The following is a 12638-nucleotide window of genomic DNA, read 5'->3' as shown; positions in this document are numbered from 1 at the left end:
GCCTTCGGCCGAGGCACTCGGAGGACTCCGCAGACAACTTGGCCGGGCGTCGTTCTCCGCGATGCGCCAAAGCATCGTCGACGCCGCCGCGACCGAGCTCGATCGTGGCGTTGCCTTCCTGCTGGTGCCGGTCTTCCTTGCCGCCGGCGTGATCTATTACTTTTCGCTGAGCACTGAGCCGGACCTCTACAGGCCGATGGCGGCGGTGGCTCTGATGGCCGTATGCGCGACGGTCTCGCGCTCCTGGCAGAGAACGCACCTGACCTTCATGGCAGCGCTTTTCTGCGCCCTGGGCTTTCTGGCCGCCAAGGTGGAAACCTGGCGAATGGCAACCCCGATGCTGGGGTCAGAAATCCAGACGCGGCTGACCGGCCGCCTCATCGTCGCCGAGACATTGGCCAACGGCCGTGTCCGGCTGACCATCGATCTGATTTCCACGGAGCATCCGAAGCTGCGCTACGCACCGGATCGCGTCAGGCTCTCGGCGCGCAGGATTCCGCCCGACATGACGGCAGGGTCGATACTGACCGGCTATGTGAAGCTGCTGCCGCCAACAGGCCCGGTTCGGCCCGAAAGCTATGACTATTCCTTCGACAGCTATTTTAGCGGCATTGGCGCAAGCGGCTTTTTCCTGGGCGATCCAAAGCTGATTGCGCCGACGCCGGCCGCATCGACGGAGGCACCCTTCGGCGCGCGCGTTGCATCGGCCATAGAAAACGCGCGCGAAGGCATAGCCGATCACATAAGGAGCGCCATCGGCGGGTCCGAAGGCGAGATCGCGGCGGCGCTGATAGTCGGCGTGCGCGCCGGGATTCCGGAGGCGATCAACGAGTCGATGCGGCGGACCGGCATCTATCACATCATCTCGATCTCCGGTCTCCACATGGCGCTGGTCGCCGGCACGATCATGGTGCTGTTGCGAGGTGCCTTCGCGCTGTTTCCCGATTTCTCGTCGCGCCGGCCGGTGAAGAAATATGCCGCTGCAATCGCGCTGCTCTCGATCGCCTGCTACCTCGTGATCTCCGGTATCGTGGTGGCGGCCGAGCGAAGCTTCATCATGCTGGCGGTCATGCTTGTCGCCGTGCTCTTCGACCGCGCGGCGCTGACGATGCGAAACCTGGCGATCTCGGCCATCGCCGTCATCCTCGTCTCGCCGCATGAAGTGGTCGGCCCGAGCTTCCAGATGTCTTTCGCCGCCACTGCTGCGCTCGTCGGCGCCTATGCCGGCTTTGCCGACTACCGCGCCGGCAAAACGACCACGCCGCCGGCAAGGCGCTCGTTTGTCGGCTTCGTCTCTCGAAAACTGGCGGTTGGAGTGGGTGGAGCCGCGATTACCTCGCTTGTCGCGGGCAGCGCGACATTGCTGTTCGCAATCTGGCACTTCCAGCGTGTGTCGCCGCTCAGCTTGCTGGCCAATCTGGCGGTCATGCCGATCGTCTCTCTGATCGTCATGCCGTTCGCCGTGCTTAGCGCACTGGCCATGCCCTTCGGCTTTGACGGTCCTTTTCTCTATGTGATGGGCAAGGGGCTCACCGCGATGATAGCCATCTCGGCATGGATTTCCGAGCGCTCGCCGGTCGATGCCGTCGGGCTTATCTCGATCCAGTCCGTGCTGCTAGCAACCATCGCGCTCGTCATCGCAACCATGGCCACCACCTGGCTGAGGCTAGCCGCCGTTCCGTTCGCGCTCGCCGCGCTGCTGGCCATCCCGCATGTCCGAACGCCTGATGTGCTCATTTCAGAGGATGCCCATCTGGTGGCAATGCCGATCGGCGGCGGAGAGCTTGCCATCAACCGCGAACGCTCCAATGAGTTCACCACCGACAATTGGAAACGGGCGCTGAAAGCCGAGCAAATCGTGCCGCCGGAGACATTCGCCAACGGGGCGCTCGACATCGCCGACCCCGTCGACCTGCCGGCGGGCTCGCCCTTCTACTGTATCGGCGATCTCTGCATCGGCCGGTATCCTTCCGGCGCGATCGTGGCGCTCGCCGAGACCCGAGACAACGCCCGGTCGGCCTGCGGGTTCGCGGACCTCATCGTCATCAACGACGCCACGGCCTACAACCCATGCCGCGATCCGCGCGTGCTCGTCGTCACCAAACGGCAACTGGCGCGCGGCGGCAGCGCCGCCATCTTCTTCGATCCGCAATCGGCAACCGCGCGGCCGGCCATCAGCTACGCGGTCCAAGAACCGTATCGGCCATGGCACGAGCAGCGGAAATACGCGCGCGAGGCGAGGGGGCTGCCTCCGTACAAGCGACAGGAAAAAGCGAACATCAAACCGGCGCCCACTCAGTAACGCCGGATCAGCCCGACCAGCTTGCCCTGAACCTTTACCCGATCCGGTCCGAATATCCGGGTCTCATAGGCCGGGTTGGCCGCCTCGAGCGCGATCGAGGCGCCCTTGCGGCGGAAGCGCTTGAGCGTCGCTTCCTCGTCGTCGACCAGCGCCACCACGATCTCGCCCGGGCTTGCCGTGTTGGCGTTGCGGATGATAACGGTGTCGCCGTCGAAGATGCCGGCCTCGATCATCGAGTCGCCCTTGACCTCCAGCGCATAATGCTCGCCGCCGGTGATCATGTCCGGGGGCACAGTGATCGAATGCGTCTGGTGCTGGATGGCGTCGATCGGCACACCGGCGGCGATGCGGCCCATAACCGGGATGGAAACGGCCGAAGTGGATTCATCGTCATTGCTGGGCGTCGGCGTGCGCGACGGCGTCGCCGGCTTGACCTGTCGACCGAGATTGCCCTGGCCCCCCTGGATGACGCTAGGCGAAAACTTCTTAGCGGCATTCAAGCCAGGCGCGATCGAGTCGGGAAGCCGCAAGACCTCCAATGCGCGCGCCCGGTTCGGCAGCCGGCGAATGAAACCGCGCTCTTCCAGCGCCGTGATCAGACGGTGGATGCCGGACTTCGAGGCGAGGTCGAGCGCCTCCTTCATCTCGTCGAAGGATGGAGGAATCCCGCTCTCCTTCAGGCGTTCATGGATGAACATCAGGAGTTCATGTTGTTTGCGCGTCAGCATCGGCGGCCCCCACGGGTTCTGAAACCAGAATCAGAAAAACAAACCCAGAACAAACACTATCTGTTCCAGTTGTGTTCCGCAACCGTTTAAAGTTTAGTGAATTTGTTAGGACCGCCGAAACAATGTTGCATCCGAGGGGCCTTGGCCGCTACCTGTAGCGCAGTGGCATTGATTCCGCTCGAATTTGCAGCCTTGCTTAAATGGGAACAGCGGGTGGCGGCATCACGGAAGTGCCGGGTGCGATCGCGCATACATCGATTGCGCATGCCGCACCGTGAACGAAACGAACCCAAAATGCCAACGTCGGCGATTTGCCGGTTCACGGTTCTCGCCCTCCATGGACCAGCTAACACAGGACGAAAGGTTCTTGCCCGGACGCCGACGGTGGTGAGACAACCGCTCTTGGCCAGCCGTGAGCGGCGGGCATTCCGAAATGTAGGCGGTAGCATAATGGGGGGAATTCCTGATCTCGCCGAGATCGAGGCTATGGACGCAGCAGATCCGCTGCGTGCCTTGCGCGATCAATTCGTCCTGCCGGAAGGGGTGATCTATCTCGACGGGAATTCGTTGGGAGCCGCTCCACACGCCGCATTCGAGGAACTGCGCAAAGCAGCTAACGAGGAGTGGGCGCATGACCTCATTCGTGCCTGGAACAAGGATGGATGGTTCGACATGCCGGTCGAACTGGGCGACCAGCTCGGGCGGCTGATCGGCGCGGCGCCTGGCCAGACCGTGGTCTGCGACACCACGTCGATCAACATCTACAAGGTGCTGCATGCGGCGATGGCGATGCGGCCGGGCCGAACCGTGATCGTTGCCGAGGGCGACAGTTTTCCGACCGATCTCTATATGGCCGAAGGCGTGGCCTCGACCGGAAAGAACACCGTCCTGCGCCTGGCCGGCGTGCACGCGCCAACCATCGAGGAACTGATCGACGAAAGCACCGCGGTGGTGCTGGTCAACCACGTCAACTACAAGTCCGGCGAGTTGCGCGACATGGCGGCGCTCACGCGCAAGGCGCATGACGCCGGTGCGCTGATCGTATGGGATCTGTGTCACAGCGCGGGGGCCATGCCGGTTGAACTTGACAGGGCGAACGCCGATTTCGCGGTCGGCTGCACCTATAAATATCTCAACGGGGGGCCAGGTTCACCCGCGTTCATCTATGCGGCCGAGCGGCATCTTGCCGATGTGCAGCAGCCCCTCAGCGGGTGGTGGGGCCACGCGCGGCCGTTCGCCTTCGAGCAAGCCTATGCGCCGGACACCGGCATCCGTCGGTTCCTGTGCGGCACGCAGCCGGTCCTGTCGATGCGCACGCTGAAGGGCGCGCTCGACGTCTGGAACGGCGTCGACCTGGCGATGGTGAGAAGGAAGAGCACCGCGCTGGCCGATCTGTTCATCGAACTCGTCGAGGCAAGATGCGGAGGTTACGATCTTACTCTCGAAAGTACCCGCGACGGCGCCAAACGCGGCAGCCAGATTTCATTCATTCACCCGCATGGCTACCGGATCATGCAGGCCCTGATCGAACGCGGCGTGATCGGCGATTTTCGGGCGCCGTCGACCATGCGCTTCGGCTTCACGCCACTCTATGTCGGCTACAGCGACGTGTGGCGCGCCGTGGAGGTGCTCGCCGACATACTGCGAAGCGGCGCCTGGCGAGAGGCGCGCTTCGCCGTCAAGGCCACCGTCACCTGAGTCTTGGGTCGGCGATGCCATGAGAAGCCAATCAAAGTTGACCTGACCGCGGGAGGGGCCCTGTGCTCGAACACCGTATTGCCGACTGGAACGACGCCTATGCCAACGGCGCGAACATCGCCGGCGGCGATCGTTGGCCGGCGGCGTGGGACCAGCCGGCGCAGGCATTTCGCGAAGAGTTGCTGACCCAGGGCAGGGCGCGGCTCGACATCGCCTATGGCGAAGCGCCGCGCAACCAGCTCGATCTGTTTCTACCGCCAGCGACGCCAAAGGGGCTCGTCGTGTTCATCCACGGCGGCTATTGGATGGGGTCGGGCCGAGAGTCCTGGTCGCATCTGGCCGGAGGCGCGGTCGGCCGAGGCTTTGCCGTCGCAATGCCCTCCTACACGCTATGCCCGAAGATCAGGATCAGCGGCATCGTCGGCGAAGCCTCGGTCGCGATCGAGAGGGCGGCAGCCATGGTCGATGGTCCGCTGATGCTGGCCGGGCACTCGGCCGGCGGACATCTCGTCAGCCGGATGGTGACCGCGACATCGCCGCTCTCGCCCGACGTGGCGCGGCGCATACGCCAGGTCATTTCGATTTCAGGCCTGCACGACCTTCGGCCTCTGATGCTCACCGCGCTGAACGAGACCCTCAATATCGACGAGCACGAAGCGTCGGCCGAAAGCCCTGCATTGCTGCGGCCCCGGAATGGAATCCGCATCACCTGTTGGGCCGGCGGCGGCGAGCGTTCGGAATTCCTGCGCCAGAGCGCGTTGCTTGCCAATATCTGGACCGGGCTTGGTGCCGCCACAGCTTCGGTGGTCGAGCCGGATCGGCATCATTTCAGTGTCGTCGACGGTCTTGTCGATCCCGCTCATCCCCTGACCCGTACGCTCGTCGATGAATGAGGATCGGCTTCAGCGCAGCATCAGAACGTTGCATTCGTCGCCGGCCTGCGCGGCCGGTGCGAAGGGCTCACGCACGATCAGCCCGTTGGCGTCGGCCAGCATGCGCAGCATCGAGGAGTCCTGGATGCCGAAAGGGGTCGCGACCAGCGTGTCGGCGTCCTCGCGCACGACGGCGCGCACATAGTCCTGTCTGAGGTCGTTGGCTTGCATAGCGGCGCCCAGACGGGCCGTTCGCACGTCCTGCCTGTGATCTCGGCCGCCGAGACGAGCGAGGAGCGGCTTCAGGAAGAGCTGAGAGCAGACGATGCTTGCCACCGGGTTGCCGGGCAGACCGACGCAGCGGACATTGCCGAGGCGGCCGAACATCAGCGGCTTGCCGGGACGCATGGCGATCTTCCAGAAGTCGAGCTTCATGCCTTCGCGGGTCAGTACGTCATGGATCAAGTCGTGATCGCCTACCGACGCCCCTCCGAGCGTGACGATGACGTCGGCGCGCGCCGCCACGGCTTTCCTGACCAACGCGGCGATAGCGTCCTGGCGGTCGGCGGCGATGCCGAGATCGAGCGCGCGCGCGCCGACCGACTGGGCAGCAGCGGCGACGCCATAGGCGTTGGAAGAAATGATCTGGTCGGGGCCGAGCGTGCTACCCGGCGGCAGCAACTCGTCGCCGGTGGCGATGATGGCGACCAGCGGCTGCCGCACGACCTTCAAGACAGGGTGGTTGGCCGAAGCTGCCAGCGAAAGTGCCGCGGCATCGAGCACGCGACCCTTTTGGAGCAGCACGTCCCCCTGGCCGAAGTCAAGACCGCGTCGGCGGACATTGCGGCCTTGCCCGGTAGGCTCCGTCACCTCGACCTTGCCGTTGCCGAGATCGCGCGCGTTTTCCTGGATGACGATGGTGTCGGCGCCTTCAGGCAGCGGCGCACCGGTGAAGATGCGCACGGCCTGGCCTGTTCCGACGGTTCCGGAGAAGCCGCGCCCGGCAGGCGCCATGCCTATGACCTCGAGCTCAGCCGGCGCCGAAGCGACATCGGCGGAACGCGCGGCATAGCCATCCATCGCGGAGGCGTTGAAAGGCGGCTGCGTACGCAGCGCCACAACCGGTTCCGCCAGGACCCGCCCTGCTGCTTGCGCGAGTGGAATGCTTTCGGCGGGCAAAGGCGCCGCGTCGTCGAGCAGGCGCTGTAGCGCCTCTGCGACCGGAACCAGCACCATCAGGGACCTACCTTGTAGTCGCCGGATTTGCCGCCGGTCTTCTCGACCAGCCGGATGCCGGAAATCACCATGCCACGGTCCGCCGCCTTGGCCATGTCGTAGATGGTGAGGCAGGCGACCGAGGCGGCGGTGAGCGCCTCCATCTCCACACCGGTCTTGCCGGTAACGCGGGCAAGCGCGGTGACCTTGAGACCAGGCAGCGTGCGGTCCGGCTCGATTTCAACGGCGACCTTGGTCAGAAGCAGCGGATGGCAGAGGGGGATCAGCTCATGCGTTTTCTTCGCCGCCATGATGCCTGCAATGCGGGCGGTGCCCAGAACATCCCCTTTCTTGGCGTCGCCGGCCAGGATCATCTCCAGCGTTTCCGGTCGCATCGAGACAAAACCTTCGGCAATCGCCGTGCGCGTCGTCTCGGCTTTGTCGCCTACATCGACCATATTGGCTTCGCCCTTGGCGCCAAGATGGGTAAGGGCCATGCTCAGACGGCCTCGGCCGCTGCCTTGCCCGTCAGCAGAAACCTGGTCGCAGCGGCCACGTCGGCTTGCCGCATGAGGCTCTCGCCGACAAGGAAGGCGCCGATGCCGGTCTTTCGCATCCTGAGGCAGTCGTCGTGGGTGAAGATGCCGCTCTCGCTGACGAGCAGGTAGCCGCCCGGCACCATTGGCGCCAGCCGCTCTGAGGTCGCAAGGCTGGTCTCGAAGGTCCGCAAATTGCGGTTGTTGATACCGATCAGCCGCGACGACAATTTCAGAGCGCGCTCCGTTTCGGCCTCGCCATGCACTTCGATCAGCGCGTCCATCCCGAGCTCGAAGGCGACTGCTTCCAATTCGCCAGCCAGTGCATCGTCCACGCTCGCCATAATGATCAGGATGGCGTCTGCGCCCCAGGCTCGTGCTTCGTAGACCTGGTAAGGGTCGAATAGGAAATCCTTCCGCAACGCGGGCAGGGACACCGCCTTGCGCGCGTTGGTGAGAAATTCCGGAGCGCCCTGGAAAGACGGGGTGTCTGTCAGCACCGAAAGGCAGGCGGCGCCACCTTTCTGATAGGCCTGCGCCAGTGACGGCGGGTCGAAATCGGCACGGATCAAACCCTTGGAAGGGCTGGCCTTCTTTATTTCGGCGATCAGGCCAAAGCTTCCCTCCCGACGCTTGGCCTCAAGCGCCGCCGAAAAACCGCGCGTCGCACCGGCATCCTTCGCCCGTGCCTTGATCTCGGCCAGCGGTATTTTCGCCTTCGCGGCCGCGATCTCGTCGCGCTTATAGGCTTCGATCTTGCGCAGAATATCCGACAAGGCCTTATCCGTTCGAAATCTCGACGAGCTTGTCCAGCACGCCAAGCGCGCGGCCGCTGTCGATCGCTTGCGCCGCCGCCGCGATTCCGTCGGCAAGCGTGGTCGCCTTGCCTGCCACGACCAGGCCGGCGCCGGCATTCATCAGCGCCGTGTCGCGATAGGCGCCGGCGGCACCGCCCAGCATATCGCGCAACTGCCTGGCATTGTAGGCTGCGTCGCCACCGCGCAGCTCTTCCTTGGTGTGCCGCTTCAGTCCGACTGCTTCCGGCGTCAGGGTGAATGTGCGGATCTCGCCGCCGGCGAGTTCGGCAACCTGGGTCTCGCCCGTGGTGGTGATCTCGTCATAGCCATCGCCATGGACGACCCAGGCGTGCTCCGCGCCTAGCGCCTTCAACGTCTCGGCCACCGGCATTATCCACTCCGGCAGGAAAACGCCGACCATCTGGCGGCTGACGCCGGCGGGATTCGACAGCGGTCCGAGCAGGTTGAAAATGGTGCGCGTGCCGAGCTCGACCCGGGTCGGTCCGACATGCTTCATCGCAGGATGGTGGGCCGGCGCGAACATGAAGCCGACGCCGGCCTCATGGATGCAGCGTCCGATCATTTCCGGCGAAATGTCGATCTTGACGCCCAGCGCCATCAGCACGTCCGCGGAGCCGGTCAGCGAGGACAGGCCGCGATTGCCGTGCTTGGCCACCGGCACGCCGGCGGCCGCGATGACGAAGGCCGAGGCGGTCGAGATGTTGACCGAGTGCGAGTTGTCCCCGCCGGTCCCGACGATGTCGATCGCGCCCTGCGGCGCCTCGACGCGCAGCATCTTGGCGCGCATGGTGGCGACAGCGCCAGCGATCTCGCCCACCGTCTCGCCGCGCACGCGCAGCGCCATCAGGAAGCCGCCGATCTGGCCGGGCGTGGCGTCGCCCGACATGATGATGTCGAAGGCGTCGCGCGCTTCCTCGAAGGAAAGCGCGATGCCGGCGGCGACCTTGGCTATGTGTGTCTTCAGCGCGCTCATCGTGTCTGTGCTTGAGAAACGGCGTTCGGATCGATGCGAACGTCATATTGCGACTGCAGCTGTGCCACCAACTGGTCCAGCAGGTCGTCCGACATGCCGGCGGCGAAGGATTTCTGAGCGTCATCCGGCACCGTACTGCCGTCGGCGCCCGCCGGCTCGAAGACCTCGGCAACCTTGAACAGGATCTGGCCGTCGCCAGTGGGCGAGGGGATCAGGCCGGTGCCGCCTTCGCCGACGCCGAACATCGCCGCGGCGCCCTCCTTGCCGAAATCGGCATCGTCGGCTTCGCGCTTCAAGCCTCGCTTGGTCTGCTTGTCGAGCTTGAGCTCGGCCGCAACAGCGTCGAGCGTAGTGCCTGCCTTGAGACGTTTCTCCAGTTCCTGCGCTTTCGCGTCGAGCCGCTTTTCGGTCTCGGCCTCCGTCCAGTCGGCCACAACCTTCTTGCGGACCTCGTCCAGCGTGCGGTCGCGCGCCGGCGTGACCGACTGCACCTCGTAGAAGACGAAACCGTTGTCGGCGGTCGTCAGACCTTCATTCTCGGTATTGGGCTCGGCGGCGAACACAGACTTGATGAGATCGGCCGATTGCGGCAGGTCGTTGACGATCGTACCGTCCGGCCGCTGGCCGGTGCGGTCGATGGCGTCGATGGTGATGACCTTCAGCTTGAGCTTGTCGGCGGCCTGGGCAAGCGAGGCACCCGAAGCGCGGGTATCCTCATAGCTGTCATGCACGTCGAGCAGGATGCGGCTTGCCTCGCCTATCGCCAGGTCCTTGCGGATCTGGTCGGACACTTCCGAAAGAGGTTTCACGACCTGCGGCTTGATCTCCGTAACGCGCAGGAGCACCGGACCGAAGGCCCCCTGGACGACCTGGCTCACCTCGTTGGCATTGAGCGAGAAGGCTGCGTCGGCCACCGCCTTGTCGGCGATCTTGTCCTTGGACAGCGTGCCTAGGAGCGTGTCGGCTTGCGTCTTGCCTTCGGCGGTGACGAGCTTGTCGAAGGTTGCACCGGCCTTCAGGGAATCCAAGGCCGCCTTTGCCGCGTCCGAGGTCTTGAACACCAACTGCTCGATGGTGCGCATCTCGGGCGTCGTGTAGCGCGCGATATTCTTGTTGTAATCGTCCTTGACCTGGCTGTCGGTCACCGCGGACGGGTCCGCGATATCCTGCGGCTCCAGCCGGACATAGGAAAACTTGCGGTATTCCGGCGCCGCGTAGTTCTTCTTGTTGGCGTCGAAATAGGTGTTGAGCGCAGTGTCTGACGGCGCCTCGATCGGTTGGACCAGCGTCTTGGGCAGCACAAGATAGTCGATCGTGCGATCCTCGCCGCGATAGAGCGAGACCGCCTTCAGGAAGGTCTGCGGAACCTTGAGGCCGTCGGAAATCGCCTCGACGATCTGCTGGCGCACAGCCACCTGCGCACGGTTCCTCAGATAGTCCTCCGGCCGCATGCCGAGCTGGCGCAGGAGATACTCGAACGTCCGGCGATCGAACTGGCCGCCAGGTCCCTTGAAGGCCGGATCCTCGCGCGTCAATTCGGCCAGCCGATCCTTGGAAAGGCCAAGGCCGAGCTTGCGTGCCTGTTCGTCGAGCACTGCGCCCGAAACGAGTTGCGCCAGCACCTGGTTGTCGACGCCGAGCAGCTTGGCCTGTTCCTGGGTGACGCGCTGGCCATATTGCTGCGATAACATCGAGAGCTGACGATCATAGGCGAGGCGATACTCGTTGATCGAGACTTCAGTGCCGCCGGCGGTGATCACCGCGTGATGGCCGCCCAGAACGCCGCCCACCATGCGCGTGGTGATGCCCCAGGCTGCGAAGCTCAGGACCAGCAACAACAGCAACGCCTTCGCGACCCAGGTGCTCGCCGCGCTTCTCAATATACTAAGCATGCATACTTCCGATTTATGCGCATTTTCGCATGCGCCGAGTCTGAAACAAGCGCAATAGCGCCCTTCCAGTCCACTGTCGATTGCTTTGTGACCTGATTTTGGTAGTGAGAGCGCTGCTAAATGTCGCTCGGAGAACCCGCCCCATGACCCCTGGAATCCGCCCGCTCGTCGCCGGGAACTGGAAAATGAACGGCACCAGCGCCTCGCTCAATGAGCTACGGTCGATCGGCAACGGCTTCATGAGCGGGCTAGATGCGGAAACAGAAGCGCTGGTGTGCGTGCCGGCTACGTTGCTCCAGCGTGCCGCCGAAATCCTGTCACGCACGCCGGTGCGGGCTGGCGGAGAGGATTGCCATCCGAAGGAGAGCGGAGCTTTTACGGGTGAGATTTCAGCCGAGATGCTCAAGGACGCCGGTGCAAGCCACGTCATTGTCGGCCATTCGGAACGGCGCGAAATGTTCGGCGAGGACGACGCGATGGTCCATGCCAAGGCGTCGGCCGCCTGGCGGGCGGGGCTGGTGGCCATCGTCTGCATCGGCGAGACGCGCGCCGAGCGCGAGTCGGGCGCCACGCTTGACATACTGTCGCGTCAGCTCGAGGGCTCGGTTCCGACAAGCGCCACCGCAACGAACACGATCATCGCCTATGAGCCGGTCTGGGCCATCGGTACCGGCCTGACCCCGACCGTAGACGACGTCGCCGAGGCACATGCGCACATCCGCCGCAAGCTGACCGGCCTGCTCGGCGACGTCGCGGCCAAGATGCGCATTCTCTATGGCGGCTCTGTCAAGCCGTCCAACGCAGTGGAGCTCCTCGGCGTCGAGAATGTCGACGGCGCTCTGGTCGGCGGCGCCAGCCTGAAGGCTGCCGACTTCCTGGCCATCGCGGAAGCTTACATGAACATCGCTTAGCTCTCCTGGGCTCGCGCGGCCTAAATCGTTGTAACGGCCGCATTGCTTCCCATATTCCCGGCCACGGGCTTGGAAATGCCGTCAAAGCATTGTAAGGAGCCGCCTCCAAATCATTGGTCCTATGCGCGGTCGCGCAAGGCCCCGCCAGGATAAATTATGGAAACCGTACTGATCGTCGTTCACCTTATGGTCGTGCTCGCCCTTGTCGGTGTGGTGCTGCTGCAGCGCTCCGAAGGCGGCGGGCTTGGCATTGGCGGCGGTTCCGGTTTCATGACCGCTCGCGGCGCCGCCAATGCGCTCACCCGCGCCACCGCGATCCTGGCGGCGGCGTTCTTCGTGACGTCGCTGGCGCTGTCGATCCTTGCCCGTTATGGCGAAAAGCCGATCGACATCCTCGACCGCCCGGCGACATCAAGCCAAGGCAAAGGCGTGCTCAACCAGTTGCCGGGCTCGAATGGGCCTGTAGGCGCCTCCAAGCCCGCGGCTCCAGCCGGCGGCACGGCTCCCGCCGCACCGTCTGGTGGCACGACGACCACACCGCTTGCCAACGGCGCCACCGCGCCGGCTCCGGCAACAGCGCCCGCTCCGGCCGCACCGGCGCCCGCGAATCCGGCCACTCCGCCGGCATCCAATGGCGTTACCTTGCCGGTCACGCCGCAGGTCCCGAACCAGTAGCCGGACAGGCAGCTGGCC

The 12638-nt window shown here is 64.4% G+C and carries 11 protein-coding genes; 5 read left to right on the top strand and 6 right to left on the bottom strand.

The window, feature by feature from the left end:
* Positions 1-61 precede the first annotated feature (61 nt).
* The gene (locus ACR64R_RS08980; protein WP_487361292.1) at positions 62-2302 is read left to right on the top strand and encodes a ComEC/Rec2 family competence protein; all 2241 of its coding nucleotides are present in this window, start codon (positions 62-64) and stop codon (positions 2300-2302) included.
* Here ACR64R_RS08980 and lexA read toward each other — a convergent pair.
* Complete coding sequence (gene lexA, locus ACR64R_RS08975; RefSeq protein WP_487361291.1) at positions 2296-3030, bottom strand: transcriptional repressor LexA; 735 nt, start codon at positions 3028-3030, stop codon at positions 2296-2298. The genes ACR64R_RS08980 and lexA overlap by 7 nt on opposite strands.
* Positions 3031-3480: 450 nt before the next feature.
* Here lexA and kynU point away from each other — a divergent pair, with 450 nt between their 5' ends.
* Positions 3481-4728 (top strand): kynureninase, encoded by a 1248-nt coding sequence (gene kynU / locus ACR64R_RS08970; protein ID WP_487361290.1) that lies wholly within the window; start codon positions 3481-3483, stop codon positions 4726-4728.
* A 62-nt stretch (positions 4729-4790) separates the two neighbouring features.
* Complete coding sequence (locus ACR64R_RS08965) at positions 4791-5621, top strand: alpha/beta hydrolase (protein WP_487361289.1); 831 nt, start codon at positions 4791-4793, stop codon at positions 5619-5621.
* A 9-nt stretch (positions 5622-5630) separates the two neighbouring features.
* Here ACR64R_RS08965 and ACR64R_RS08960 read toward each other — a convergent pair whose 3' ends face one another.
* The 5 genes from ACR64R_RS08960 to ACR64R_RS08940 are packed head-to-tail and all read right to left on the bottom strand — an operon-like array spanning position 5631 to position 11034.
* A complete protein-coding gene (locus ACR64R_RS08960) occupies positions 5631-6836 on the bottom strand; it encodes a molybdopterin molybdotransferase MoeA (RefSeq protein ID WP_487361288.1) in 1206 nt (401 codons plus the stop codon).
* Complete coding sequence (moaC, locus tag ACR64R_RS08955) at positions 6836-7318, bottom strand: cyclic pyranopterin monophosphate synthase MoaC (protein ID WP_487362403.1); 483 nt, start codon at positions 7316-7318, stop codon at positions 6836-6838. The genes ACR64R_RS08960 and moaC overlap by 1 nt, the downstream gene beginning before the upstream one ends.
* Positions 7315-8127 carry an indole-3-glycerol phosphate synthase TrpC gene (gene trpC, locus ACR64R_RS08950; RefSeq protein WP_487361287.1) on the bottom strand — a complete coding sequence of 271 codons (813 nt, stop codon included), beginning with the start codon at positions 8125-8127 and terminating at the stop codon, positions 7315-7317. Before trpC ends, moaC begins: the two co-directional genes overlap by 4 nt.
* Before the next feature lie 4 nt (positions 8128-8131).
* Positions 8132-9142: an anthranilate phosphoribosyltransferase gene (gene trpD, locus ACR64R_RS08945; protein ID WP_487361286.1), complete on the bottom strand. Its 1011-nt coding sequence runs from the start codon at positions 9140-9142 to the stop codon at positions 8132-8134.
* Positions 9139-11034, bottom strand: a complete 1896-nt coding sequence (locus ACR64R_RS08940) for a peptidyl-prolyl cis-trans isomerase (protein ID WP_487361285.1) — start codon at positions 11032-11034, stop codon at positions 9139-9141. Before ACR64R_RS08940 ends, trpD begins: the two co-directional genes overlap by 4 nt.
* Positions 11035-11177: 143 nt before the next feature.
* Here ACR64R_RS08940 and tpiA point away from each other — a divergent pair, with 143 nt between their 5' ends.
* Positions 11178-11945: a triose-phosphate isomerase gene (gene tpiA, locus ACR64R_RS08935; RefSeq protein WP_487361284.1), complete on the top strand. Its 768-nt coding sequence runs from the start codon at positions 11178-11180 to the stop codon at positions 11943-11945.
* A gap of 156 nt (positions 11946-12101) precedes the next feature.
* Positions 12102-12620: a preprotein translocase subunit SecG gene (secG, locus tag ACR64R_RS08930; RefSeq protein WP_487361283.1), complete on the top strand. Its 519-nt coding sequence runs from the start codon at positions 12102-12104 to the stop codon at positions 12618-12620.
* Positions 12621-12638: the final 18 nt, after the last annotated feature.

The organism is Mesorhizobium sp. MC2-1-1 (assembly GCF_057597255.1).
Note: the sequence above shows the minus strand (reverse complement) of the source record. Positions and strands in the feature narration are given on the sequence as shown.